Origin of the sequence: Bacteroides xylanisolvens XB1A, from assembly GCF_000210075.1 — a bacterium.
GTDB classification, from domain to species: Bacteria; Bacteroidota; Bacteroidia; order Bacteroidales; family Bacteroidaceae; genus Bacteroides; species Bacteroides xylanisolvens.
The window spans coordinates 4,224,820-4,250,011 of the sequence record NC_021017.1; the positions used below are offsets into that span (position 1 = coordinate 4,224,820).

A 25,192-nucleotide genomic window follows, 5' to 3' on the forward strand; every position below is an offset into this window, starting at 1 on the left:
TTGGTAATAAACTACAAGGATGTTGGTGAGAAATGGTGAGGATGTCGGTGTCCTTATGAAGGAGAAACTAATATATAACCGTAAAGATGGCAGTACAATTTGAGTTTTATAAGAATCCTGGAACGGGAGAAGAAGGAGAGGAAGAGCAATATCATCCCCGAGTTGTTAACTTCAATTCTGTGAGTACTGAATATTTGGCAGCTGAAATTCATAGAGCTACAACGTTCGGTGAGGCAGAGGTTGAAGGCGTTCTGATGTCATTAAGTCATTTCATGAGCTCTCATCTTAAAAATGGTGAACGTGTACATTTGAAAGGGATAGGATATTTTCAGGTGACGTTGCAGACTACAGAACCGGTATATGATGTTAAGACACGTTCTGATAAAGTTTCTTTCAAAGCTATTCGTTTTCAGGCGGATAAAGAACTCAAAGGTGAATTATATGACATGCATATACAACGTTCGAAATGGAAGTGCCATTCGGCTGTCCTTTCAGAGGAAGAAATTGATCGGCGTTTGACGGAGTTTTTCACTACTCACCAAGTCTTGATTCGGCGTAATTTACAATCCATTTGCCAGTTTACTCAAATTATGGCATCGCGTCATATACAACGTTTGAAAGAACAAGGTAAAATAGAGAATATAGGAACTCGTTTTCAACCGATTTATGTGCCCAGATCCGGGTATTATGGAAAATAAACCATCCCTGATACTGGGTGGAGAGGCGTAAGTAGGGCCGGAAAATCATGATAGGGGGGCTGGATATGGGTATATTGGATGTAGATAAATATTTAATATGTGTCTTTGCATTACTTGAACGTCTCCTGTCATAGTTGCAGATAGATGGGAATTTCTTGTTTGTCATGAAAAGACCTCTGTTATTAAGTTAACCTTATTGTATATAAGTAAAAAGAAAAAATCACGGAACAATGAAACAAAAACGATATTTGTTGATCAGCCTTCTCATTTTCTGCTTGTTTGTAACATTGCAATGGGGCTATGCAAATACTACTATATTGTCCAATTATCGTTATGGACTTACCTTCAAAGCACATACTGTTAATCAGGATCAAAGAACAAGTCTTGATCTGACTCCGGATAGAAGTCTGCATCTGGGTAATAAGTTCTCGCTTAGTTTTGACATTAAGTTGAGAGAGGAATTGCATACTTATGGATATGTGTTTAGAATAATCTCCGACGATACTTCTTCTTGCTTGGATTTTATATCTTATCAACTACGATCCAAATTCAATTTTATATTGAACAAAGGTAGTTCGATTGTTGAGAATGTGGATTTTATAGACAGTACTCAAATAGTAAAGGATGAGTGGATTAAGATAAGGCTTGATTTCACAGAACAGGGGATTAAGATTTCGGTGAATGAGGCTACTCAAATGATGCGTCATTCTTTTAAAGACTTTAACAGTCTAAGTTTCTTATTTGGAAGCAATAGGCATCCAAAGTATTATACGACCGATGTTCCTCCCGTTAGTTTGCGTAACATTGAATTGTATAATCAGGATGGTAGAATAATACGATGCTGGAAGCTGGCCTTGCATAACAGAAAAGGAGAAACAATGGATGAAGTAGAGGCTCAACGTGCAATTGTTCAAAATGGCATTTGGGAAATAGATAGACATTATAACTGGCAGAAAGAGAAATCCCTGAAATTTGATAGTAAGAAGTTTCAATGTCAAAATCTTCAATTAGCTTATGATAGTATAGGTGGTAGGATATTTATGGTACTAAAAGAGAAGGTATTGGTCTACCATGTCGATAATAAACAGGTAGATACTCTATCAGTTGAAAAAGGAGAACCTTATTTTGGAGTATCCAGACAGGTTATTTATTCTGCTGCTACTGACGAGTTGATTTCCTATTCTACTGAACATCCTCTTTTAAGCAAATATAATTTTGCCACGCATGAATGGTCGATTCCTTCTACGTGGGAAGTGGACTCCAGACAGCATCATAATCGTATGATAGATCCGGAAACCAATCATTTGATCCTTTTTGGAGGATATGGACGCCATACTTATAATGCAGATTTTGTGGAAAAAGGTTTGAATGACGGAGATCAATGGCAAATTATTTCTTTGGATTCCTGTATCACTCCTCGGTATTTAAGTGCTATGGGCATTGAAGATAAAGACCACATTCTTATAATGGGCGGGTATGGAAGCCGTTCAGGAAAGCAGGAAGAGTCTCCACAGAATTACTATGATCTTTATCGGTTGAATATCCGGGATAAATCATGTTCTAAAGTGTGGTCTTTTTTTAATGAAGGCGAGCATTTTACGTTTAGTAATTCAATGATAATAGATACTGTCGCTGATAAGTTGTATGCTTTGGTTTATAATAATGATCGTTTCCATACCAATCTCAACTTGTGCAGTTTTGATATTTGTACCTCTAAGTTACGAAAAGAGTGTAATTTATTGGAAATGAGCGTAGGTTAATTGCTCATGATAGTAATAGGTTACGATTTAGTTAGTTATCTACTGCATCATCCTTCTGCGCATTGCGTAACCTTCAAAGAACTCTTCGTATGCAAAAGTAACAATAAAACGGGAGATTTTGAAATGAATCTCCCTAATTTTTTTCTTCTCATACAAGTTTTTCCGTAAAAGCGGTTTTATCCGTCGGTACACCATCGCCCAAAAGGATTTTGAACGGACGTATGCCGACTGCCGCATAAGCGGCGAAAAGGGCTTTGCCTCACGCCTAAACAACAGTTTAGACTGATGATGCAAGGCCCATTTCTTTTGTGCTTATGCCAAAGAGGTGCTTTTACGGGTTCGCAGATGATTTCTTTTTCCGCTGTTCCTTTGAGCCGTAAGCGGAAAGCCGTGTCTGACCGCCCGATCCATAAATGGAACAAGCCGTCATGCACGGCAGGCAAACCGGGAAGAATGATTTTATCCGTCAGACCGGACACGCTCGGACAGACATATAAAATCATACTTCCTTGCCGGTGGTTTACCCGGTTCCACGCTTCCGGCTATGTCCCTTTTCCTTTTTGGCGTTTTCCCTTTTTCACGGATTTCTCTTTTGAAGTTTTCCTGTCTAATCTGCCTCCACTTCCGTTTACCTCCATTTTCGCGTCTTTCAGTGAGCCGCATCAGGCAGTCATTTCCGTTCTGGGCGCAAAGGTAATTCCGGGATTGGACGGGAATGCAAGGTCAAGCCTCCTGTTTTCGGAAAAAATCTCCAGCCCTGCGGGTAGTATTTTTCCCGAAAAACCTTGCATTCCCTAATCCCTACCTTTTCAAGCACCCGAAACGAAAACGACCGATGCGACAGAAAGACGCATAAAAAAAATGTCGGATAAACGAGAGGCAGATAAGATAGTTTGAAACTCAACTCCCTCAGCTCTTGAATCCGCATTAAAAAAATAAAAAATCAAAAACAGCGAAGATATGACGGCAACGGCAAATTTCAGACAAATGGCGCAGTACATAGGGTTTGCGATATGCGGCTTAATGGTGCGCACCGCCTTCGGGGTGTTCGGCATCCTTTGGGCATCATTAGAGAGATTGTAAACGGAGTGTTCCGAGTGGCGATAGGCGTAATCGTGGCTATCCTTTCCACTATCGCCTTCTTCGGTTTCATCCTTTGGTTATTCACCCTTTAACCCCTACCGACATGGCAAAGAGAAGCAGCAAAACGGTAGCGCAGCAATGCAGATACTACGAGGTGGACAACATCTTCGTGTACATGGTGGAAACGTACATCAACGGCAACATATCCGTGTTCCGTGAACTCTACCGAGAACTGAACAAGGACGCACGGAGGGATTTTACAGACTTCCTTCTGAGCGAGGTAGAGCCGACCTATTGGAGAGAGATACTGAAACAGACAATCTAAAAACGACAGCGATATGAAAGGAACAGAACATTTCAAGAGAACGATACAGATGTATCTGGAGCAGCGTGCAGCGGAAGATGCGCTCTTTGCGAAGAACTACCGCAACCCTGCTAAGAACATAGACGATTGCGTCACCTACATTCTCAACTACGTGCAGCGGAGCGGTTGCAACGGCTTCACGGACGGGGAGATATTCGGGCAAGCCGTCCACTACTATGACGAGAACGAGATAGAGGTAGGCAAGCCCATTCAGTGCCACGTGGCGGTGAACCATGTTGTGGAACTCACGGCGGAGGAAAAGGCGGAAGCACGGCAGAACGCAGTCCGCAGATACCAAGAAGAAGAACTCCGCAAGTTGCAGAACCGCAGCAAGCCGAGAACCGCCACCAAAGCGACCGCACAAGAAGTACAACAACCCAACCTATTCAATTTCTGATTATGAAACCGAGAACACCCATACAGCAGGAAGTCGCACGATTAAGCGAGCGACTGCCCAAATTGACCGCCACACAGAGGGCATACGCTTTCCGTCATTGCTTCAAGCATTACGCCATCAAGAGGGCGGACGGCACGAACATCTGCACCGAGTGTGGACATTCGTGGAGGAGTGAACACGACCTTGCGGACACCGTTTGCGGATGCACCTGCCCCCATTGCGGCATGAAGCTGGAAGCGTTGCGCACCCGAAAGAGCGTGTTCAGCGAGAACGAGTATTTCTGCATCATCACCACCTGCAAGCAGTACCAAGTGATACGCTTCTTCTTCGTCAAATCCCGATACAAGGCAGGGCAGGCAGCCGAGTATTCCATTTATGAAGTGGTGCAAAGGTGGATTTCGCCCAAAGGCACAACCGTCACTGTCGCCCGACTGCGAGGAATGTCCATACTTTACTACGACCTATGGGCGGAATACAGCGACATGGAGGTACGCAAGAACAACAAACTCCGTGCATACGATATAAACCCCGTCTGCACCTATCCCCGACAGCGTTTCATACCCGAACTGAAACGCAACGGCTTCAATGGCGAATACCACAACATACTGCCTTACGACCTTTTCACGGCTATCCTTTCCGACAGCCGAGCCGAAACGCTGTTGAAGGCAGGGCAATATCCCATGTTGCGCCACTACATCCGCAGTTCCTTTGACATAGAGAGGTATTGGGCATCCATAAAGATATGTATCCGTAACGGTTACACCATTTCGGACGGCTCCATGTGGCGTGACACCATAGACCTCCTGCGTCATTTCGGCAAGGACACGAACAGCCCGAAGTACGTCTGTCCCTCCGACCTCAAAGCCGAACACGACAGACTTATGCACAAGCGCAACAAGGAGATAGAGCGCAAGAAGTTGGAGGAACGCATCCGCCAAGCGAAGAAACACGAGAAGGCATACCGCAAACTCAAAGGCATATTCTTCGGCATTGCCTTTACGGACGGCACTTTGCAGGTGCGTGTGTTGGAGAGCGTGGCGGAGTTTGCAGCGGAAGGGACGGAACTGCACCATTGCGTGTTTTCCAACTCCTATTTCCTTGAAAAGAACTCCCTTATCCTATCCGCCACCATTGACGGCAAGCGCATAGAAACGGTGGAGGTTTCCTTGAAGACATTGGAGGTGGTGCAAAGTCGTGGCTTGCACAATTCCAATACCGAGTACCACGACCGCATTGTAAACCTTGTGAACAGCAACGTGAACCTTATCCGCCAGCGGATGGAAGCGGCATAGTATCAACCTATAATACCCAATAGTATGGAAGTAAGAATTGAAAGCATGATTTGTCTGTGGGACGATAAAATCCCCACGATGTTCCTTGAATTTGTAAACCTCCTCACTCTTGCAACGAGTGAGGAGCAGTTAAGACGGAGTGTAAAGGACTTTGCCGAGAAGCACGAACTTGACAGGTTTTTCCTTTACGGCTTCGGCTCCCACCATTTCTACCTGCACCAACGCTATACGAGTGACCCCGAAATGGTGATGAAGAACAGAATTCTGTCAGTACATTTTTAACCACCCTAAAATCAACGATTATGGCAACACGAATGACCATCAACGGAATAAGCACCTGCACGGAAGCAGGTACGGAGAAATACGAGCGTTTCCAATTAGGTATCGGCAGACGCAAGCGGACACTTGTGCAGTACGACTACCGCCACCCCACAGACGGAGAGTTGTTCTCTTGTGTCAAACCCACATTGGACGAGTGCCGAGCCGCACGGGACAAGTGGCTCACGGAAAAGGAAGAAAAGGAGGACAACCGATGAAAGCAGCCTATCAAACGCTGATAGTGAAGTTCAGCCAGCCTATCAAAGTATTGGACGGCATCTTTGACGATGCCGAAGCGTGGGGAGTTGATACCCTAAAAGGGTGGATAGACGACTACGAGAGCAGCAGGTTTACCGCCATCAACAGCCATACGGCAGTCATCACAAGCGAGTACAATATGGAGTGCCTGATGGAATGGCTGAAACGAAACACCCCCATTGCCGAGATAACAGAATGTTAAACAAGTTGGCGGTGTCCGCACCGCCAACCTAAAACCAAGAAAAGCATGATAGCAAAGACGATTTTACAGCAGATAGGCGGCAGACGCTTTGTCGCCATGACGGGAAGCAAGGATTTTACAGACATGGGCAACGGCTTACGCATGAGCCTTGCGAGGAACAAGACGAGCGCAAACCGTCTTGACATCATCTACGATGCCGGCTTAGACCTTTACAATATGCGTTTCTACCGCAAAACGTTCAGTAAAAAGACATTCGAGTGCAAGACGAAGGACATCGAAACGCACGAGGGCATATACTGCGATATGCTGGAAGAAATGTTCACGATGGTAACGGGACTCTACACCCGTTTTTAAGTGGCGGCGGCAAAAGCCGCCCTACTTTCTTTCGGTGAGCATGATGGCGGACAAAGAAAGTAGCAAAGAAACCGCTGTCCCAATCTACGATAGTATTCACAAAAACAAGTTTCAATCATGGAAGAAATCAGACAAAACGGAAAAATCATCTTGCACAGCGATGACGGAATAAGCATAAAGATGATTTTCAAAAACCTCACGGGGAAGAATTTTCAAGGTCAGAAATATGCAGAGTATATCCGGCACATCGCAATCGGGGAGATGGGATTTTCGCCCGGCATCATAGAGCATTGCAGGGACGGTGAAGTAATCGGCAAGGGAAAAATCCCGAATGTATGAAAAGCGGAAAATCCGATGAAGTTGCGGCTTCATCGGATTTTCATTTGTCAGGCATTTGCCATGTTACGGAATGTACAGCAGTGCAAACTCCGCCTTTCTCCGTTTGAGCAGCATGGCGTGCCGTTTACCCTTGTAGTTGCAGAAAGCGATATATTCCCGGTAAATGTTCCTGTCGCCCGCCTCCAATTTTCGGATCAGCGTGCTTTTGGGTATCTTTCCGCTCCCCAAAAGCCGGTATGGACCGACATTGTAGGCGAGCGTGGCAAGGAGCAGACTGTCACGCCCGAACTTGCGGAACATGGCGCAGAACTTCCGCAAGTCTTTCCGCAGGAGCGCGTCCGCCTGCCGCTTCGTCATGGTGCGTGCCGAATACCTTTCCCCCGGCTGCACCTGATGCCCCCAGCCCACGTATGGGTGGTGTTTCTCCGAATGCCAGCCCTCGAAATACTTCGTACACCGAACCGCCCGCTCGAAAGGCGGCAGGCGGTAGATTGCCGCCTGCCCGTCCGTCCCCTTCTGACGGCTGTCCCGTGCGGACACGGAACAGACCGCCAGTAGCGAACAGAGGATAGCCATGAATACACGCATCATCTTGGCAGAGGTTTGTAATTGCCGATGGGGATGACGGTCTGAATGTCGTCCTTCACGTTCCGGTTGTTGAAGTTAAATTCCAATTCGTAGGAATTTTTGAAATTGTCCTCCACCACCACGATGAAGTTGTGCGCCTCGTCGCCCTCAGCCGTATAGTACAGCCGGAACTTCTCGTTTTCGAGCAGGTAGCGGTCATTGGGCAGGAAAGTGATGCCATTGTCCATCTTCAGCGTGCCTTCCCCCTCGAACTGGAAATACCGGATGGTGTAGAGCGTGTTGGCAAATTCGCCTGTCTTTTTCAGCTCACAGCGGATTTCCACCGTCTGCCCCTTTGTCACCTTGTTGGGTACGGGCATCGTTTCCACCGTGAACGGATAGGATTGCTGGATGTCCATGTCATCGTCACACGATGCGAGCGTGAGCGACACGGCGGCGAACAGGCAGAGTGCCAACGCCTTGAAGATGGATGTTCTCTTGTTCTTGTTGTTCAGTATGTTCATTGTCCTTTGATTTTTAAGTTATTGTTCATTTCTTTTTTTGCTGTCCGTTGCAGATACTCGTTCAAGTCCTTGCAACCGTCATAGAGTGCGGAACGGTCACAGACACGTCCGCCGTAGTGTCCTTTGAGGACTTCCAGCGTCCTCCGCCCGGATTCGTCACGGTCGAGGAAGCAGTCGATGCGCCCGTACCCGTCCAAGTGTTTCACCGCCTTGCCTACGTTGGCGACGGAGTTCAGCACAAGGCTGTCGCCATTGCCGCCTATGCCGAGTGTGTCAGCGGACAGAAAGTCCATGAAACCCTCGAACACGCTGCATACGTCAGAGGCGGTATCTTCCGGTTTTATCAGTGACACATCTTTGGGTGGTATGCAACCCTTAAAATAGCGGCTCCGGATTTCGTAGCCACCAGCCACGTTCGGGAAGCCAACTGTGAAATACCGCTTTCCACGCACGCCATAGTTCAGGCGGCAGCAGTGGCGGGATGCAACGGCATAAGGGATGCCCCGTTCCGCCAGATAGTCCGTCAGTGGTGAGCGGAGCAGCGGGACGGCTTCCACTCCCTCAAAGGCAGGTTCGGACGGTTCCGGCAGGTACAACGGCTTTTTCGCTGAGACAAATGGCATACGCACAGTTTCCGCTATGAATCCCGCCTGCGCCATGAAGTCACCGCTTCGGGCAAACTCCCCGGCAAGCGTGAAGATGTCACCGCCCTTGCCCAAGCCGAAGTCGTACCAGAGCCGTTTCGCCACGTTCACGCGGAAAGAGGGCGTGCGCTCATTGCGGTATGGCGCATGATACCACAGCTCGTTTCCGCTCCTTCGGACAGGCTCATGTCCCAACCGTGCGAGAAAGTCCGCGAGGGATATTTGCCTCATAGTGTCTATATCCGTCCGTTCCATGCGGCGCATCAGTTGATGATGAACTTTATACCCATGCCCCACTGCGTATGAAATTTCTTCGTGTCGCCACCCCACAGGCAACGCTCCCGGAGGTTGGCGAGCAGGGCGATACGGTCAGCCACGTAAAACTCCACGTCCAGCGTCAGCGCACCGCCATAGACGAAGGCGTCCCGGTCATGCAGTGTCGAGCCGTCATGCAGCACCTTTTCGCCCCAATTCACCGATTCATACCCGGCGAGAGCCGAAGCCCCCGCATAGACGAACACGATTTTACGGGCATCGGAAAGTATCTTGAAATAGTAGCCGCCTTCCGCCGTGAACTGCGCCACAGGTATGGAAGTGTCCTTGTAGGGGTTGTTCTTCAGAATATACTCACCTCCGAACACCCATTTATTACCCTTCTTCGTGTAGGTGGAGAGAGCCGCCCCGAAACTGTACCCGCCGTCGTTACCGCCGGGTTTGAAGCCGTCTGCCAGATTCGCCCTGACCTCGATACCCTGCATCTTCGGCAGGCATCGCTGGGCGTGCGCCTGCCCCGTGAAGAGTGCAAGCGACGCGATGATTATTGCGATGTGCTTTCTCATGGTCAGCGCACTTGGAGTTCGTTAATCGTGTTTGCACGTACCAAATCCTCATTTTCGATCACGAAAGACTGGTGGCGACCTCCGTTCTTCTCGTTCAGCTCCACCACGAGGCACTTGCCGTCGGGGATGGTGAACTTCGCCATCGTGAAGACCGTGCGCTCGCTTTTTTTGCCCGGCACGAACGTGGCGTAGTTCTGTGCGCGGAGCGGCAGGATGACACGCTCCTGCACGGCGGTACGCTTCGCCACCTTCTTGTCCACGATTTTCCATGTGATGTAGTCCACATCGAAAGGCACGTTGCTCTGGTTCCTGATTTCCGTGTGGAAATACAGAAGCCCGTTGTGCGTGTATATGCCTTTCAGAAGGTACTGGATGCCGAAACGCTTGCAGCCGATATGCTTCACCTCACGTTTGTTCTGCTTGTGGATGGACTTCATGATAAGGCGCACCAGCATCGGGCTTTCGCTGCCCAGCTCTTTCAGGTAGATTTCCTGCGCGTTGTTCGGGCGGTTCACCGCCTCGCCGTCATGGATGAAGTCGCACATCTCCACATTGAGCAGCAGCGGCTCGGCGGCGTACTTCACGTTGAAGGTGTAGAAACTCCCGTCCTCCGTGATGACAGACATGTTGGTTTCGTTCGGGAAGTTCCTCACGGTTGCCTTCACACGGATGACGTTCTCCGCTCCGTCGGCTTTGCCCGCGATCAGGTCGGGCGAGCCTAAATCGACATAGCGCACCTCCGCCGGGAAGATGACATGCACGGTCTTGTCGTAGGTCACTTCCAAGCCGTGCGGGGGAACCATGCGGTCAAAGCCCAGCTTTCTCGTCAGACCGTGATACAGGTCGCCGTCCGCCTCCTTCTGCGGATAGACCTCCTTTGTCAAGGTCGGTTGGTCACTTCCGTTGCTTTGCCCAACGGTTACGTTTTCCTGCGCGTTGGCAGTTGCGATGCCCATAGCGAGGGCAAACATCATGATTACTTTTTTCATTTTACTTTGGATTTTTAGTGGTAAATAAAAATTTGATTATTTCCTTAATTCACTCCTTGATAGAGCATGACCCTGTACCCGGCTTTCAGATGCACTTTGACGGTGCGCATCTTCTTGGCTATATACTGGCTCGTGCCTTGTATCAGCCCCTTGCCCAAGTCGGAGGCGAGCTGCGCCCCGGCATTGGTGGAGATGTTGATGCTGCTCCCCAGCGAGCCGCCCATGTTGGCGGCAACCTCCCGGACAGCGTTCATCTCCATCGAGTTGGGGATGAATATGCCGGGCTGTCCGTCCGTGTCATAGACCTCCAACTCCACCGGGATAACCGTACCGTCGTGTTCCAGCGAGGTGATTTCGATAGCGAGCCGTTCGCCCTGAATCTTGGCTGCGCCGACCACCACCGCATTACGGGGAATGATCCGGTCTGCTACCGCCATCGGCTCCAGCAAGCGCAACCTGACCGCCTGCCCGTCCGTCACGCTCTGCGCCCCATAGACACATGCCGGTATGGTGTTCCTGTCCGATACGGTTGTAATGCCCACCGCCGTGTTGAAACTGCGGTTGCGTTCCTGCGAGAAGGAAGCGACAAATTCGGCATTGCTCACGGGCTGTCCGAGCGAGGACACCACCTGATGCGTCACCTGCCTGACGGGTTTTGCCGTATTCTTTCCGGCTTTCTGCACGGGGGACGGCTCTGTGGTCTGTCCCGCCGCCTGCGTGCCGTTCTGACCGCCCATGTACTTCGCCGCCAGCTCGTAGGATTTTTCCATGAGTGCCACCTGCTCGTCCATCGTGGAGCTTCTCTCTTTTCCGCTTTCCAGTTCGGATTCGAGCGTGGCGATGCGTTCCAGCAGTTCGTCCATCTCCGCATTGTCGTTCTTCGGCTGCTCGTAGAAGTTGCCGAGTGTGGCATTGAGGTCACGGTAGGCAGCTGCCGAGGACTGGATGGTTTTCGGCGCGGGCTTCACCGCCTCTTCCGTTCCGCCGGGATTGGCAAGGTCGAAGTCGCTGTCCCCATCCGCTGCCGCCGTTTCGCGGTCGAACAGGTCGCCCAACTGCTGCATGGCGCGGCTGCGGTTCTCCTGCCGTTCCTCCATTGCCCCCTGCTCGTAGGCTTTCGCCTTGTCACCGATAATCCGGCGGTTCTCCTTGTCCGCGTCGGGCATCTCGATGTTGTAGCCGCTTGTTCCCGGTTCCTGCTCCTTGCCGGAGGACGGGGCGAATATCAGCCACATCGCCCCGATGAATACCAGCACCATAGCGGGAAGCACTATCATTTTCTGACGTTTCAGCCGTTGGGCTTCGGTCAGCGGCTTGCGCTCCTTCTTCGGCTTGTCGTTGCCGGGAGCCGTCTTGTTTTCGGGCTTGCTCTCCGTCTTGTTCTCAATCTTCGTTTCGTTCTTTGTCTGTTCCATATAAATAAGGTATTAAGTGATTTTCCGTTTTTTGCTGTACGGACAGTTCCACCTGTCCGGCATGGTCTGTCACCATCCGGCTACCGTCATTCCTGCCGATGTCATAGACGGCTTTACCGAAAGTGTAGAGGGCAAGCGTGGCGAATGCGGCGAGCATTGCCAGCACGATGCGCCTGCGTGTCTTCGGCGGCAAACCGTCCAGATAGCCCCTGAGCCTTGCCACCAGCATTTTCTTTTTGTCATGGAGTTTCCAATATGCGCCCCAAAATGATTTCTTGATTTTCTTCATATCCGTTTACCTTTTGATGGTTTGTAAATCCTTGTTCTCGATGATGGTGAATCCCTCGATGGTGAACCCGTTGGGGTTGTCGTCCGAACGAGACGAGTTCAAGAGGCGACAAGTGGTCACGAGGCTGCGCTCTGTGACGTTGCTCTGCCGGATGATCTTCTGCGTGGCGTAGGTCACGGCACGGTAGGGATAGCCGTTGAAGTCGCACACCACACTGTCCACTTTCAGCACTTGGTTGATGTTACCGGCGATGATGCGGTTGTAGTACCCTTTCTCGGCGAAGTCCGAATAGTAGTTGTACACGCTCTTGTCCGCCAGCAGCAACGCACGCTTCACGTTGTGTTCTATCGCGCTCTTTTCGGGCGAGAGCGTGAAAAACAGCTCGTGGAAGCGGCGCACATGCTCCCTCGCTTCCGCCGGACGGTTCTGCGAGAGGTCCTGCGAGAGTGCCAGCATCAGCGACTTGCCGTTATCCAGCACATAGATCTTTTCACGCTGCCGCTCCGCGAAGCGGTAGGAACTCCACACGCTCCATACCGTTATCACGGCGCACAGCGAGAGGAAGACGATACCGAACAGGCGTATCTGCCTGAACGATGATTCGATGTTTTTGAGTGACTTGAATTCCATTTTACTTTTTCCGTTTATAATTGCACATTGATTATTTCAGCAGTTTCCCGGCACGTCCGACCATGTTGCCTGCGGTAGCACCCGCCACGCTGCCCGCCATGCTTCCGGCGCGTCCCGCCATCTGGTTCACGTTGCGCCCGTAGCCGCCCATGCCCCCGGCTTGAATGATCCAGCCCGCCACCGTCGGAATGGTGAAGTAGCCGATGATGCCGATTATCATGAACACGATATACACCCCGTCGCTGGAATCCAGCGAGAAGTTGGGGTCGGTCTGCATGCGCTCGATGTCGCTCTGGAGCATCAACACCTGAATCTTGGCGAGTATGGTGCTGAATATGTCCGACACGGGCAGCCACAGATAGACCTGAATGTAGCGGCATATCCACTGCGTGAGCGTGCTTTGGAAGCCGTCCCACACCGATATGGCGAAGGCTATCGGACCGAGTATCGCCAGCACCACGAGGAAGAACGTGCGGATGGTGTCTATCACGAGGGCGGCGGCTTGGAACATCAGTTCCAGTATCTCGCGGAAGAAGTCGCGGATGCCCTTCTTCATCTTGTACATCCCCCGGTCGATATACATCCCCGCCATCGTCACCATGTCGGAGGGCGACCAGCCCAATTCCTCCAGTTGCTTGTCAAACTCCTCGTTGGACACGAGGTAGGCGGTTTCGGGATTGCGCACCATCGCCTCGTATTCCAGCCTGTCCTTCTGCTCACGGTACTTGTTCATGTCCAAAGTCTGCGTTTCGAGCAGTTTCGCCGTACCCTGCACGACGGGCGAGAGGACGCTGTTTATCGTGCCAAGCACCACCGTAGGGAAGAACATGATGCACAGACCGACGGCAAAGGGACGGAGCATCGGGAAGACGTCTATCGGTTCGGCTCTCGCCAGCGACTGCCATACCCGGTAGGCGACATAGAAGAGCGCGCCCAGCCCGGCGATGCCTTTCGCCACGCCCGCCATGTCGGCGCACAGCGGCATCATCTGCTCGTAGAGCGAGCGGAGAATCTGGTGAAGGTTGTCGAACTCCATAGGCTACCAGTATCTTTCGTTCATACTGCCGTACAGCCCCATGATGCGGTCAAGGTCGTTTTTCTTCTTCGCACGCAGGTAGCTCACGCTGATGTTCTTGTTGGTGTAGTAGCTCACGAGGTTGCGGTAACGTTTCATCTTGGAGTGGCAGCGTTCCACCACGTCCATGCGCTCCTTGTCCGTCATGGAGAGCGTGGTGATGTTCACCACGTTCTTCAGCTCCGTCAGCACGTCGTTGGATTCCTCCAGCAGCTTCGTGTACCCGAAGGCGATGGCTCCGAGTTCCTCCACCGTGAAGTTGTCGTCGCGCAGCATCTTCTGGAAGCTGGTCACGTAGATGTCCGTGATGTCGCCCACCATCAGGATGGTCTGCTGCACCTTGCGGGCGTCCTTGACCAGATTGTTCACCGATTTGAGGGCGTCGTAATACTTCTTGCCCTGCTCGTATATTTTCACCGTTTCCTGAAAGTTGTTCACCATGTTCGTGGCGGTCTTCGAGGTGTGGATGATGTTCTTCGAGGCGTTGATGATGCCTTGCGCCAGATTGCCCGGATCGCTCACGACCCATTGGGCGGAAGCCCTGCCCGCGAAAAGCAGGCACAGGCAGATGACGAATGTTATTCTTGTTCTCATGTTTCTTTGGATTTTAGCGGTTCTTATTTTTCTGCCGGAGTTTCCGGCTGCGGCTTCACACGCACGTAGTCCCCGTTGGGTGAGAAGGTCAGCACGTCGGTGGCTTCGTTATACGCCACGTCGATGCGGAAGCCGGTGTTCATGAACAGGTTGCCGTTCTCCTCCTGCAAGAGATAGGTTTCCGCTTTCAGCCTGCGGCGGATGCCGCTCCGTTTGAATACCGTCACCTTGTAGGCTTCGCCCTCCTTGTAGATAAGCACGTCGGGCTTGCCCTCCACGCTTTCCCATTTCCCGCACAGCAAGTCGCGGCGGTTCTCCGCCACGTCGCAGGATTGCAGCACCATGACCGCCAGTCCGATTAAACACTTGCTGACTTGCAGCATTTTAATTTTTGATATGCTCATACGCTTTTCTTTTTTTGTTGATGATTGGTTTATTGATTGTTCTTGTTTCTCCGCCTTTCGGCAAGCTGCCGGATGGCGGCTTCGATGTCGCCGCCCAATTGCTCCGCCAGACGGTACACCTCCACCTTTTCCGTTTCCTCGGTGGTGTACGCCAGATATTCCTCCGCGCTCACCTCGGTGGCATAGACCGCCGACTGCGTGCCGCCCAAGCCTATCCACACCTCCTTGTAGAGCCGTGAGGGGTTGTTCGCCATGTTGATGGAGAGTATCTGCGACTTCTCCTTCTCCGTCAGTCCGAGCAACGCCTGAATCTGGTCGAACTTGTTCATGTACTTGCGCTGGTCGAGCAGGATTTTACAGTCCGAGTTGTTGATGATGCTCTCCTTGACAACGGGTGAGGAAATGATGTCGTCCACCTCCTGCGTCACCACGATTGCCTCACCGAAATACTTGCGCACCGTCTTGTACATATAGCGCAGGTAGTCAGCCATATTTGCCGAAGAGAGAGCCTTCCAAGCCTCTTCCACGATAAGCTGCTTTCTCACACCTTTCAGACGCCGCATCTTGTTGATGAAGGCTTCCATGATGATGATGGTCACTACCGGGAACAGTTCGCGGTTGTCCTTGATGGAATCAATCTCGAAGACGATGAACCGTTTGCCCAGCAGGTCGATGTTCTCCGCCGAGTTGAGCAGGAAGTCGTAGCGTCCGCCCCGGTAATACTGCCGCATGGTGGTGAGCATGTTGTCGATGTTGAAGTCCTCCTTCTCCACCTTGATGTCACGCTCCGCCAGTTCCCTGCGGTAGTCGTCGCGCATGTACTCGTAGAAAGTGTTGAACGACGGCACGATGCTCCGGTCTGCCCTGATGCGCTCGATGTAGGCACTCACGGCACTGCCCAATTCCCCGCTTTCGGTTTTCGTCACCTTGTCGTCCTCCGACTTCCAGAGCGTCAGCAGCAGCGTCTTGATGCTGTCCTTCTTCTCCACGTCAAACACGTAGTCGTCGGTGTAGAACGGGTTGAAGCTGATGGGCTTCTCCTCCGTGTAGGTGAAATACACGCCGTCCGTGCCGCCCGTCTTGCGCCGTATCATCTCGCACAATCCCTGATAGGAGTTTCCCGTGTCCACCAATACCACATGCGCGCCCTGCTCGTAATATTGGCGCACCAAATGGTTCATGAAGAACGACTTGCCGCTACCCGAAGGACCTAATACGAACTTGTTCCTGTTCGTGGTGATGCCCCGCTTCATCGGCAGGTCACTGATGTCGAGGTGCAGCGGTTTTCCCGTGAGCCTGTCCACCATCTTGATGCCGAAGGGCGAGAGCGAGCTGCGGTAGTTGGTTTCCTCCGTGAAGAGGCACACCGCCTGTTCAATGAAGGTGTGGAAACTCTCTTCCGCCGGAAAGTCCGCAGCATTGCCGGGCATCGCCGCCCAATAGAGTGTCGGGCAGTCGATGGTGTTGTGGCGCGGCACGCACTCCATGCTTGCCAGCTGGCTGCCCACGTCGTTCTTTATGTGCTTCAGCTCTTCCGCGTCGTCGCTCCACACCATGACGTTGAAGTGCGCCCGCACCGAGGTCAGACCGTAGGAGTGCGCCTCGTTCAAGTATCGGTCTATCCACTCGCGGTTGATGCTGTTGCTCCGGCTGTATCGGGATAACGACTGCATATTCCTCGCGGACTTCTCGAATTTTTGAAGGTTCTCCTCGCTGTTGTCGATAATCACGTACTGGTTGTAGATGTGGTTGCAGGAGAGCAGCAGCCCCACCGGGGATGCAAAGGAGAGGCGGCAGTCCGAGCGGTCGGTGGAGAGTTTCTCATACCGGGTGTCGGTAGCCACCGTGCCGGGCAGGTCTTCCGCGTCGGACAGGGTGTGCAGGCACAGGCGGTTGTCGCCGATGCGCATCTCCCGTGCCGAGAGGTCTATGTCCTGCAACGTGGCATCGCCTTCGGGCATGAGCGAGAAATAACGCTCTATCAGTCCGGTTTTGCCTTCCGTCCCCACAATCTCGTCGGTGGAGAGGCGGCGCAGCCTGACAAAGCCGCTGTCGTTGATGATGCGCTCGAACTGTTCCGCAGCCTCCATGAACTTCGCGGCGGTTTCCTTGTCCAGCTCCTTCGGGATGATATGCCCCCGGCACAGCGTGCTGAAATTGCTCTGCATCCGGTTACGCTCCTTCGTCGTCTTGGTTAGGTAGAGGTAGCACGTGTGCTTCAGGTACGGTCGCTCGTTGAAGTGACGCTCGAAGCTCCGTGAGAGGAAACTCATGTCCTCCTTTTGCAACTCCGGTCTGTACTTCTCCTTGATGAACCAGTCCTGCTTGTGGACAACGGAGAAGTCCGGCAGCACCTTGATCGCCTTGCACCAGCAGCCGTGTATCGCCTCGTACTCCGCGCCCGTCACGGTGTAAAGCTCCGGCAGCTCCACCTCGAAAGCCACCGTGATGTCGGCGTCTTTGGAGATGATGCAGCCTTGCTCCACCGCTAATAGCGGGAACTTGTTTTCCAGTGTTGTCATTTTGGATGTATTCCTCATGTCGTTTCTTCCTTTCGTTTCCGTTTGAATAATCGGGTGATCCGCCGCCGGTTGATAAGGTATCGGGGATGGCTCCTTGTTGCCCCTAATTTCATCAGTCCGTGTTCGCCGTACCGGGCGTTCAGTGCGAAGGTCTGCCACACGAGGACGGAAGACGATGCCACGCCGAAGCCGATACATACCCACTGGTCGATGCCGACCATGTAGAGGATGACGAACAGGACGAAGAGAGCCAGCAGACCTCCGCAGAAGATGAAGAGGTACTGAGCCTTCAAGCCCTTGAATTCTACCGGACGGCCGATACCCTTGTTTATCGGGTATTCAGCCATACATTGGTTTATTAAAGGAAGAATGAGCGCAGGATGGTGGCGGCGACAATCAGGAAGATGCACGCTCCGAACCAGCTTGCCGCTGTTTTGGAGGTATCGGGATCGCCGGACGAGAATTTCCCGTACACTTTCACGCCCCCGATAAGCCCGACTACCGCGCCGATGGCGTAGATGAGTTTCGTGCCGGGGTCGAAGTACGAACTCACCATAGAGGTGGCTTCGTTGATGCCCGCGATGCCGTTCCCCTGCGCGAAGGCGGAGGCGGTTACGGCAACCAGAAGTGCCGCTGAGAGGATAAGTTTCTGTCTGTTGTTCTTGTTCATAAACTGTTCTTGTTTTGTGCCGTCAAAAGGGTGGATGGTCCTTTGTCGGGCGGTTGATACTCGGTTACTTTTCTTTGGTTTAGTGGGTTGCCCGTTTGTTTCTACGGACTTGGGTGTGTCCGTTGCGGACCGGCTGTACCTTGTACCGCCGTGCGCGTGGGTGATGCCGTCTTACGTTTTCATTTTCATTCTTTTTTAGTCGTTATACATAGTTGCGGATGTCGAAGTCCTCAATATTGTCCGGGACGACAAAATCCTTTTTCGGTTTCTTCAGCCGGATTTCGATAAGCCCCTTGATGCGGATGCTCATTTCAGACGAGCCGGTCATCAGCTTCTCGTACAGCTCCGTCCCTTCCATGTCGGTGAAGACCTTTGCCGCCCGCTCCCGTTCCGTCGTTGTCGCTTCCGGGTTCTTGGCGGTTCTGACCGCATCGTCTATCTCGTCGAAGCTGCTTCCGGATGCCCTCGGCGCGTCGGGCGTTTCTTCCTCCGGCTCGTCCTCCCCGAACTCCAGTTCCGAAGGCGTGAGGCTCGTGAAGGTTTCGTCGAGTTTATCCTCCGGGATTTGGGCGGGACGGGACACGGTTTCCGTGTTTCCGTCGTCAAAAGTAGCCTCTTCCTCCGTCAGCTCAATGCCTTTTTCCGAAGTGGCGGCTTCTTGCGTCGGTATGGCAGCGGTTGTCCGGGTCGATGCCATCCTGAAACGGCTCTTGCCGATGATGTCCGGGGTGTCTGCGGGCGGTATTTCCCTTACCGCTTCGGGCTTTGCCGCCGTGCCGCCCAACGACCGCCACACTCCGGCTATGCTTCTGAGGAAGCGGACAAGTCTGGTTTCCATGATCCTGTCATAAAGGAGCAGGAACAGGAACCACAGGTTGCAGCCGACCGATACGGTCAGCAGAATATCAGTCATGCTTATTGTTTCACTCATGCACGTTCTCTTTTTTGAGGGTTAAAATACTGCGTCGTAATTCCGGGCGTAAAGGCTTTTTATCGCCTCCTCGCACTGGTTGAAGTGGTGCGTAAGCACATGGTCGATGTAGGCGGACAGCGACAGCCGGTCATGCCCGATCACACGGGTGATGCGCATGATGCGGTCGTGGTACTCCGGGCGCACATACGCCATCTTTCCCTCGCGTGCCTTCACTTCGGCTTCACGGATGAACAGCCGTTCATAGTCCTTCTCACCGCATTTGCCGCATAACGGCACGGGGGACAGGATTTCCACACTCGCCTGCACTTGGGCAAGCATACCGCCGCCGTCATGCTGCGGACTTCTGTTTTTCTGGTTCTTTTCCATATTCAAATCAAGTCTTCACGTTGTTTCTTGTACAGTTCGTTTATTTTCTCCTTGTGCTGTTCCAGATGTTGGCGCAGCACGGTGTCCACGTAGCCGCCTACCGAGATTTCACGCCCGGCGATGTCGTTCACGATTTTGAGAATCTTGCTGTGGACGTCGCGGCTGATATAGACGCACTGGCGCGTCTTTATCTCGTTGCGGCGGAGGAACAGCCCGGAATAGTCGTCCTCCTGCCGTTTGCGGCGGACGGTGTCCCTCTGCGGTTTTTCCTTTGCCGTGTATTGCACGGGCGGCGGTTCCGTTTCAGGGACGCTTTCTTCTTCGGGAGCAGGTGCGGGCGGCTCCTGCGCGTGGTACAGGGTCCCGTCCTGCCTGCGTCTGCCGATGGAGGCTATCAACAGTTCCTCGTCAATGCCTTCGGTGTTCACTTTCCTGCTGCCCATGATTATTGAGGTCTGATGATACGGCTTATCTCTTCCGAGAACTCACGGATGCCGCTCCCTTTCAGCAGGGACGCATCCATCGGGAAGATGGTAGAGCGGAACACGCTCTTGCGCTCTTCCGAGAGGTCGCGCCGGAACTTCTTGCTGTCGGGCAGGCGGGTGGACAGCACCGGCAGCCCCATCTCGGCTATCACATCCCCATACAGGTCGTAAAGCCCGTTCTTCTCCCTGCCGTCCACCATCGTCCAGAAGAGGTACAGCCCTTTTGTTTTCGCCTGTCCCGTCGTCATGAGGTTGTCGCGGAACATCACGGCGAATTGCAGGGTGCTTTCCACGACAAAACGGTCGGCACTCATGGGCGCGAAGATGTAGTCCATCTGCGAGAGGGTCTTGACCACGCCGTTGCTTTTCAGGGTTCCCGGCATGTCGAAGAACACGACGTCGGGTTTCACCTTTTCTTCGGCAAGCATCCTTTCGGCATCATCGAGGGCGTTAAGGGCGTCGCTTGCGATGACCGGGTAGGCGTTCTTCCTTATCTTGCGGAAGTGGTCACACGCGAGTGCCTTGAAATAGAGGCTCCCGCCGATAAGTCCCGTTTCACGCTCACGCAACCCGTGTATGCTGTGCTGCGGGGCGTCGCAGTCTATGACGGCGACATTGTGTCCTTTCACGTTGTGGAGGTAGTTGGCGGCAAGTGCCGTGACGGTGGATTTGCCGATGCCCCCTTTCTGTGTTGCGAATGCAACGAATGTTTCATTACTCATGGTTCTGTTGGTTTTAATGGTTGATGAATTGTTTTCCTGCTCCGATACGGAATCGGTGACATGTATATCCGCGTCCGCGAATCTCCGCCTGTCCGGTTCGTCACGTATCCGCTTCAACGGTGAGGCAGGGATTCGGATAACTGGTGAATGACGACATTGCGTCATGAAGTCATTGAATCCGTGAATCACCGCGTCATTGGAAAGCCGGGCATCCGAAGGTTCGGGTATCCGGTCTGGCAAATAGCCGCCGAAGCGGTTTGCCGGGTATTTGAAAGCCTCATTTTTCATATCTTCAAATCGTTCGTTTCTTGAATCATGCTGCAAATAAACAAGGATATTTTTGAATCCGCACCACTTCCCCGGCAAGTGGCGGCATGTTGCGCCGGTTGGCACTGATTGTCCGGGGCAAGCCTCTGTCCGATACCGCTTTAAGGGCGTAACTTTGCACCCGAACGGCAGGGTTCGCCGCAGGTGGCGCAGCCCGGAGTTTGAAAGGTATTCCCCCAATCCGTCCCCGACGGATTTTTATGTTCGTCTGAACATAGCAAGATGTCTTTTCAGCCGCTCAAAACGTTTTGAGCAGCCACGAAAAGCACTTGCCCTTGCAGGGGGCGGGCTTCCTCTCCGAAGTCGGGAAGCCTTTCAAACCTGCGGTGTCTGTGCCAAGAAGCGGCGGCTTATGCCGTCCATCCGCTAAATCCAAAGTTTATATGAAAGAGAAAAGAAACAAGACCGGGAGAAATCCCAAACTTGATCCGGCGGTGTTCCGCTACACCGTCCGTTTCAACGAGGAGGAACACAACCGTTTCCTCGCCATGTTCGAGAAGTCGGGCGTTTACGCCAAGTCGGTTTTCATCAAGGCGCACTTCTTCGGGCAGCCGTTCAGGGTGCTGAAAGTGGACAGGACGCTGGTGGATTACTACACCAGACTGTCCGATTTCCATGCGCAGTTCCGCGCGGTAGGCACGAACTACAACCAAGTCGTGAAGGAACTCAGGCTGCATTTTTCCGAGAAAAAGGCGATGGCGTTGCTCTACAAGCTGGAGCAACAGACCGTCGAACTCGTGAAACTGAGCCGTCAGATTGTGGAACTTTCAAGGGAAATGGAGGCGAAATGGTCGCAAAAATCAGTGTAGGAAAGTCGTTGTACGGCGCGCTTGCCTACAACGGGGAAAAGATCAACGAGGCGAAAGGGCGTCTGCTCACCACCAACCGCATCTACAATGACGGCACGGGGACGGTGGACATACGCAAGGCGATGGAGGGCTTTCTTGCCTGTATGCCGGAGCATACGAGGGTGGAGAAACCGGTACTCCATATCTCTCTCAACCCGCATCCCGACGACGTGCTGACCGACACGGAATTGCAGGACATCGCACGCGAGTATCTGGAGAAACTCGGCTACGGCAACCAGCCGTACCTTGTTGTCAAGCACGAGGACATAGACCGCCACCATCTGCATATCGTGACAATCAATGTGGATGAGAAAGGCAGGCGGCTCAATCAGGATTTCCTTTTCCGTCGCAGCGACCGCATCCGGCGGGAACTGGAACAAAAGTACGGGCTGCACCCGGCGGAACGTAAGAATCAACGGATAGAGAACCCGCTGCGCAAGGTGGACGCTTCGGCGGGCGACGTGAAGAGGCAGATCGGGAATACCGTCAAGGCTCTGAACGGACAGTACCGTTTCCAGACGATGGGTGAATACCGCGCCCTCCTTTCCTTATATAATATGACGGTGGAGGAAGCGCGGGGAAACGTGCGCGGACGCGAGTATCACGGGCTGGTCTATTCCGTCACCGATGATGCCGGGAATAAGACGGGCAACCCGTTCAAGTCCTCGCTTTTCGGGAAGTCCGCCGGCTATGAAGCCGTGCAGAAGAAGTTTGCCCGTTCCAAGCAGGAGATTAAGGACCGGAAACTCGCCGACATGACAAAACGCGCCGTCCTTTCCGTGCTTGAAGGCACGTATGACAAGGAGAAGTTCGTTTCGCGGCTCAGGGAGAAGGGTATCGACACCGTGCTGCGCTATACGGAGGAAGGACGCATCTACGGAGCCACGTTCATCGACCACCGCACGGGCTGCGTGCTGAATGGCTCGCGCATGGGCAAGGAGCTTTCCGCCAACGCCTTGCAGGAACACTTCACGCTGCCTTATGCCGGACAGCCGCCGATTCCGCTGTCCGTTCCGGTGGAAACAGGAGAGGATATGCGCAGACAGACCGCATCCGACCACGAGGACACGGTGGGCGGTGTCGGTCTGCTCACTCCCGAAGGTCCGGCAGTGGATGCCGAGGAGGAAGCCTTTATCCGGGCGATGCAGCGCAAGAAGAAAAAGAAAAGGCGCAAGGGCTTGGGAATGTAATCGAGGTATCAACAATCAAAAATTTTCAATCTATGTCACAACAAGAAGACGATTTGAGGGCATTGGCGAAAATCATGGATTTTCTGCGTGCCGTGAGTATTATTTTAGTGGTCATGAACGTGTACTGGTTCTGCTATGAAGCCATACGGCTATGGGGCGTGGACATCGGCGTGGTGGACAGAATCCTGATGAACTTCGACCGCACGGCGGGGCTGTTCCGTTCCATCCTCTACACGAAACTGTTTGCCGTTCTCCTGCTTGCCCTGTCCTGTCTGGGGACAAAGGGTGTGAAGGGAGAGAAAATCACTTGGGGAAGAATCTGGACGGCACTTGCCGCAGGGTTCGTGCTGTTCTTCCTCAATTGGTGGATACTGGCATTGCCGCTGCCGGTTGAAGCGGTGACGGGGCTTTACGTGCTGACCGTAGGCACGGGCTATGTATGCCTGCTGATGGGCGGTCTGTGGATGAGCCGCCTGTTGAAGCATAACCTCATGGATGACGTGTTCAACAACGAGAACGAGAGCTTCATGCAGGAAACACGGCTTATCGAAAGCGAGTATTCGGTCAATCTGCCCACACGCTTTTATTACAGGAAACGTTGGAACAACGGCTGGATCAATGTCGTGAATCCGTTTCGTGCGTCCATCGTGTTGGGTACGCCGGGCAGCGGAAAGTCATACGCGGTAGTAAACAATTTCATCAAGCAGCAGATTGAGAAGGGCTTCTCGATGTATGTCTATGATTTCAAATTCAGTGACTTGTCCACGATTGCCTATAATCATCTGCTCAACCACCCGGAGGGGTACAAGGTGAAGCCGAAGTTTTATGTGATAAACTTCGACGACCCGCGACGCTCGCACCGTTGCAATCCCATTCACCCGGACTTCATGGAGGACATCACGGACGCTTACGAGAGCGCGTACACCATCATGCTCAACTTAAATAAAAGTTGGGTGCAGAAGCAGGGCGACTTCTTTGTGGAATCGCCCATCATCCTTTTCGCGGCTATCATCTGGTATCTTAAAATTTTTCAGAACGGCAAGTATTGCACGTTCCCCCATGCCATCGAGTTCCTGAACCGCCGCTATGAGGATATTTTCCCGATTCTGACCTCTTATCCCGAACTGGAGAACTATCTCTCACCGTTCATGGACGCATGGCTCGGAGGGGCTGCCGAGCAGTTGATGGGGCAGATCGCATCGGCGAAAATTCCACTGTCACGCATGATTTCCCCGCAGCTCTATTGGGTGATGTCGGACAGCGAGTTCACGCTGGACATCAACAATCCCGAAGAGCCGAAAATCCTCTGTGTGGGCAACAATCCGGACCGTCAGAACATTTACGGGGCGGCTCTCGGTCTGTATAATTCCCGTATCGTGAAGCTCATCAACAAGAAAGGGATGTTGAAGTCGTCAGTTATCATCGACGAGCTTCCGACGATATATTTCAAGGGGCTGGACAACCTTATCGCCACCGCACGAAGCAACAAGGTTGCCGTATGTCTGGGATTTCAGGATTTCAGCCAGTTGGTGCGTGACTATGGCGATAAAGAAGCCAAAGTCGTGATGAATACTGTCGGAAATATCTTCTCCGGTCAGGTGGTGGGCGAAACCGCCAAGACGCTTTCGGAGCGGTTCGGAAAGGTGTTGCAAAAACGGCAGTCTATCTCTATCAACCGGCAGGACGTTTCTACATCCATCAACACGCAGATGGACGCGCTTATCCCGCCGAGCAAGATTTCCGGATTGACGCAGGGCATGTTTGTCGGTTCGGTGTCCGACAACTTCAACGAGCGTATCGAGCAGAAGATTTTCCACTGTGAGATTGTCGTGGATGCCGAGAAGGTGAAACGCGAGGAGAAAGCCTACAAGCCGATACCCATCATTACCGACTTCACGGACGAGGATGGCAAAGACTGCATGAAGGAAACAGTGCAGGCGAATTACAGGCGCATCAAGGAGGAGGTGAAACAGATTGTTCAGGAAGAGTTGGAACGCATCGCTAATGACGAAAATCTGAAACATCTGTTGCAGCAGAAATAGCCGACAGGAGGCAGTCGGTAACGGAAACGGGCGGGACAAGTTTGATACCTT

32 protein-coding genes and 1 pseudogene are annotated in these 25,192 nt (G+C 52.4%); 15 read left to right on the forward strand and 18 right to left on the reverse strand.

From position 1 onward, the window contains the following. The first annotated feature begins 86 nt into the window (after nucleotides 1–86). From BXY_RS16095 to BXY_RS16150, 12 genes and pseudogenes are all read left to right on the forward strand, one after another. Nucleotides 87–698: an HU family DNA-binding protein gene (locus tag BXY_RS16095; protein ID WP_004316725.1), complete on the forward strand. Its 612-nt coding sequence runs from the start codon at nucleotides 87–89 to the stop codon at nucleotides 696–698. Between the two features lie 230 nt (nucleotides 699–928). Beyond that, nucleotides 929–2,458 (forward strand): hypothetical protein, encoded by a 1,530-nt coding sequence (locus BXY_RS16100; protein ID WP_015532443.1) that lies wholly within the window; start codon nucleotides 929–931, stop codon nucleotides 2,456–2,458. Nucleotides 2,459–2,803: 345 nt separating this feature from the next. Next, nucleotides 2,804–3,256 carry a hypothetical protein gene (locus tag BXY_RS16105; RefSeq protein WP_015532445.1) on the forward strand — a complete coding sequence of 151 codons (453 nt, stop codon included), beginning with the start codon at nucleotides 2,804–2,806 and terminating at the stop codon, nucleotides 3,254–3,256. Nucleotides 3,257–3,418: 162 nt separating this feature from the next. Continuing rightward, nucleotides 3,419–3,633, forward strand: a pseudogene (locus tag BXY_RS16110) (hypothetical protein). A gap of 11 nt (nucleotides 3,634–3,644) precedes the next feature. Beyond that, a complete protein-coding gene (locus tag BXY_RS16115) occupies nucleotides 3,645–3,866 on the forward strand; it encodes a hypothetical protein (RefSeq protein WP_005944104.1) in 222 nt (73 codons plus the stop codon). 13 nt (nucleotides 3,867–3,879) lie between these two features. Further along, a complete protein-coding gene (locus BXY_RS16120) occupies nucleotides 3,880–4,302 on the forward strand; it encodes a PcfK-like family protein (RefSeq protein WP_005944107.1) in 423 nt (140 codons plus the stop codon). A 2-nt stretch (nucleotides 4,303–4,304) separates the two neighbouring features. Next, on the forward strand, nucleotides 4,305–5,594 hold the full coding sequence (locus BXY_RS16125) for a PcfJ domain-containing protein (RefSeq protein WP_005944110.1): 1,290 nt from the start codon (nucleotides 4,305–4,307) through the stop codon (nucleotides 5,592–5,594). 24 nt (nucleotides 5,595–5,618) lie between these two features. Beyond that, complete coding sequence (locus BXY_RS16130) at nucleotides 5,619–5,876, forward strand: hypothetical protein (RefSeq protein WP_005944113.1); 258 nt, start codon at nucleotides 5,619–5,621, stop codon at nucleotides 5,874–5,876. A gap of 20 nt (nucleotides 5,877–5,896) precedes the next feature. Then, nucleotides 5,897–6,130 (forward strand): DUF3873 domain-containing protein, encoded by a 234-nt coding sequence (locus BXY_RS16135; protein WP_005944115.1) that lies wholly within the window; start codon nucleotides 5,897–5,899, stop codon nucleotides 6,128–6,130. Then, the gene (locus BXY_RS16140; protein ID WP_005944117.1) at nucleotides 6,127–6,372 is read left to right on the forward strand and encodes a DUF6956 domain-containing protein; all 246 of its coding nucleotides are present in this window, start codon (nucleotides 6,127–6,129) and stop codon (nucleotides 6,370–6,372) included. Before BXY_RS16135 ends, BXY_RS16140 begins: the two co-directional genes overlap by 4 nt. Nucleotides 6,373–6,417: 45 nt before the next feature. After that, nucleotides 6,418–6,726, forward strand: a complete 309-nt coding sequence (locus BXY_RS16145) for a hypothetical protein (protein WP_005944119.1) — start codon at nucleotides 6,418–6,420, stop codon at nucleotides 6,724–6,726. Nucleotides 6,727–6,843: 117 nt separating this feature from the next. Beyond that, entirely contained in the window at nucleotides 6,844–7,065 is a 222-nt protein-coding gene (locus BXY_RS16150; RefSeq protein WP_005944120.1) for a DUF7688 family protein, read from the forward strand. A 63-nt stretch (nucleotides 7,066–7,128) separates the two neighbouring features. Here the strand turns inward: BXY_RS16150 and BXY_RS16155 are convergent, their stop codons facing one another. The 18 genes from BXY_RS16155 to BXY_RS16240 form a co-directional block, all read right to left on the reverse strand. Beyond that, entirely contained in the window at nucleotides 7,129–7,656 is a 528-nt protein-coding gene (locus tag BXY_RS16155; RefSeq protein ID WP_015532448.1) for a glycoside hydrolase family protein, read from the reverse strand. Then, nucleotides 7,653–8,156: a DUF3872 domain-containing protein gene (locus BXY_RS16160; RefSeq protein WP_005944124.1), complete on the reverse strand. Its 504-nt coding sequence runs from the start codon at nucleotides 8,154–8,156 to the stop codon at nucleotides 7,653–7,655. The genes BXY_RS16155 and BXY_RS16160 overlap by 4 nt, the downstream gene beginning before the upstream one ends. Then, complete coding sequence (locus BXY_RS16165; RefSeq protein ID WP_025066945.1) at nucleotides 8,153–9,055, reverse strand: toprim domain-containing protein; 903 nt, start codon at nucleotides 9,053–9,055, stop codon at nucleotides 8,153–8,155. The genes BXY_RS16160 and BXY_RS16165 overlap by 4 nt, the downstream gene beginning before the upstream one ends. 8 nt (nucleotides 9,056–9,063) lie before the next feature. After that, nucleotides 9,064–9,639, reverse strand: coding sequence for a conjugal transfer protein TraO (locus BXY_RS16170; RefSeq protein WP_005944127.1), 576 nt, complete (start codon nucleotides 9,637–9,639; stop codon nucleotides 9,064–9,066). 2 nt (nucleotides 9,640–9,641) lie between these two features. Continuing rightward, nucleotides 9,642–10,628: a conjugative transposon protein TraN gene (gene traN, locus BXY_RS16175; protein WP_005944129.1), complete on the reverse strand. Its 987-nt coding sequence runs from the start codon at nucleotides 10,626–10,628 to the stop codon at nucleotides 9,642–9,644. Between the two features lie 44 nt (nucleotides 10,629–10,672). After that, complete coding sequence (gene traM, locus BXY_RS16180; RefSeq protein WP_005944132.1) at nucleotides 10,673–12,043, reverse strand: conjugative transposon protein TraM; 1,371 nt, start codon at nucleotides 12,041–12,043, stop codon at nucleotides 10,673–10,675. Further along, on the reverse strand, nucleotides 12,012–12,332 hold the full coding sequence (locus tag BXY_RS16185; RefSeq protein ID WP_005944136.1) for a TraL conjugative transposon family protein: 321 nt from the start codon (nucleotides 12,330–12,332) through the stop codon (nucleotides 12,012–12,014). The genes traM and BXY_RS16185 overlap by 32 nt, the downstream gene beginning before the upstream one ends. A gap of 6 nt (nucleotides 12,333–12,338) precedes the next feature. Further along, nucleotides 12,339–12,962, reverse strand: coding sequence for a conjugative transposon protein TraK (gene traK / locus BXY_RS16190; RefSeq protein ID WP_004308925.1), 624 nt, complete (start codon nucleotides 12,960–12,962; stop codon nucleotides 12,339–12,341). 31 nt (nucleotides 12,963–12,993) lie between these two features. Then, on the reverse strand, nucleotides 12,994–13,998 hold the full coding sequence (traJ, locus tag BXY_RS16195) for a conjugative transposon protein TraJ (protein ID WP_005944138.1): 1,005 nt from the start codon (nucleotides 13,996–13,998) through the stop codon (nucleotides 12,994–12,996). A gap of 3 nt (nucleotides 13,999–14,001) precedes the next feature. Beyond that, on the reverse strand, nucleotides 14,002–14,631 hold the full coding sequence (locus BXY_RS16200) for a DUF4141 domain-containing protein (protein WP_005850484.1): 630 nt from the start codon (nucleotides 14,629–14,631) through the stop codon (nucleotides 14,002–14,004). A gap of 23 nt (nucleotides 14,632–14,654) precedes the next feature. Next, complete coding sequence (locus BXY_RS16205; protein ID WP_208946829.1) at nucleotides 14,655–15,035, reverse strand: DUF3876 domain-containing protein; 381 nt, start codon at nucleotides 15,033–15,035, stop codon at nucleotides 14,655–14,657. Nucleotides 15,036–15,064: 29 nt separating this feature from the next. Then, nucleotides 15,065–17,575 carry a TraG family conjugative transposon ATPase gene (locus BXY_RS16210; RefSeq protein ID WP_005944152.1) on the reverse strand — a complete coding sequence of 837 codons (2,511 nt, stop codon included), beginning with the start codon at nucleotides 17,573–17,575 and terminating at the stop codon, nucleotides 15,065–15,067. After that, entirely contained in the window at nucleotides 17,572–17,904 is a 333-nt protein-coding gene (locus BXY_RS16215; protein WP_005944155.1) for a DUF4133 domain-containing protein, read from the reverse strand. Before BXY_RS16215 ends, BXY_RS16210 begins: the two co-directional genes overlap by 4 nt. Nucleotides 17,905–17,915: 11 nt before the next feature. Beyond that, on the reverse strand, nucleotides 17,916–18,227 hold the full coding sequence (locus BXY_RS16220; RefSeq protein WP_005944158.1) for a DUF4134 domain-containing protein: 312 nt from the start codon (nucleotides 18,225–18,227) through the stop codon (nucleotides 17,916–17,918). Between the two features lie 202 nt (nucleotides 18,228–18,429). Beyond that, the gene (locus BXY_RS16225) at nucleotides 18,430–19,158 is read right to left on the reverse strand and encodes a hypothetical protein (protein ID WP_005944161.1); all 729 of its coding nucleotides are present in this window, start codon (nucleotides 19,156–19,158) and stop codon (nucleotides 18,430–18,432) included. A gap of 21 nt (nucleotides 19,159–19,179) precedes the next feature. Then, entirely contained in the window at nucleotides 19,180–19,527 is a 348-nt protein-coding gene (locus BXY_RS16230; RefSeq protein ID WP_005944164.1) for a DUF3408 domain-containing protein, read from the reverse strand. Between the two features lie 2 nt (nucleotides 19,528–19,529). Then, entirely contained in the window at nucleotides 19,530–19,970 is a 441-nt protein-coding gene (locus BXY_RS16235) for a DUF3408 domain-containing protein (RefSeq protein WP_005944168.1), read from the reverse strand. A gap of 2 nt (nucleotides 19,971–19,972) precedes the next feature. Then, nucleotides 19,973–21,022, reverse strand: coding sequence for a ParA family protein (locus BXY_RS16240; protein ID WP_008765477.1), 1,050 nt, complete (start codon nucleotides 21,020–21,022; stop codon nucleotides 19,973–19,975). Nucleotides 21,023–21,444: 422 nt separating this feature from the next. On the opposite strand from BXY_RS16240, the gene mobA reads away from it, so the two are divergent. Genes mobA through mobC form a run of 3 tightly spaced genes read left to right on the forward strand, consistent with a single transcriptional unit; the run spans nucleotide 21,445 to nucleotide 25,141 of the window. Next, nucleotides 21,445–21,870, forward strand: coding sequence for a conjugal transfer protein MobA (gene mobA, locus BXY_RS16245; protein WP_005944180.1), 426 nt, complete (start codon nucleotides 21,445–21,447; stop codon nucleotides 21,868–21,870). Then, nucleotides 21,849–23,099 carry a conjugal transfer protein MobB gene (mobB, locus tag BXY_RS16250; RefSeq protein ID WP_005944183.1) on the forward strand — a complete coding sequence of 417 codons (1,251 nt, stop codon included), beginning with the start codon at nucleotides 21,849–21,851 and terminating at the stop codon, nucleotides 23,097–23,099. Before mobA ends, mobB begins: the two co-directional genes overlap by 22 nt. 32 nt (nucleotides 23,100–23,131) lie before the next feature. Continuing rightward, nucleotides 23,132–25,141: a conjugal transfer protein MobC gene (gene mobC, locus BXY_RS16255; RefSeq protein WP_005944186.1), complete on the forward strand. Its 2,010-nt coding sequence runs from the start codon at nucleotides 23,132–23,134 to the stop codon at nucleotides 25,139–25,141. The last annotated feature ends 51 nt before the right edge of the window (nucleotides 25,142–25,192 follow it).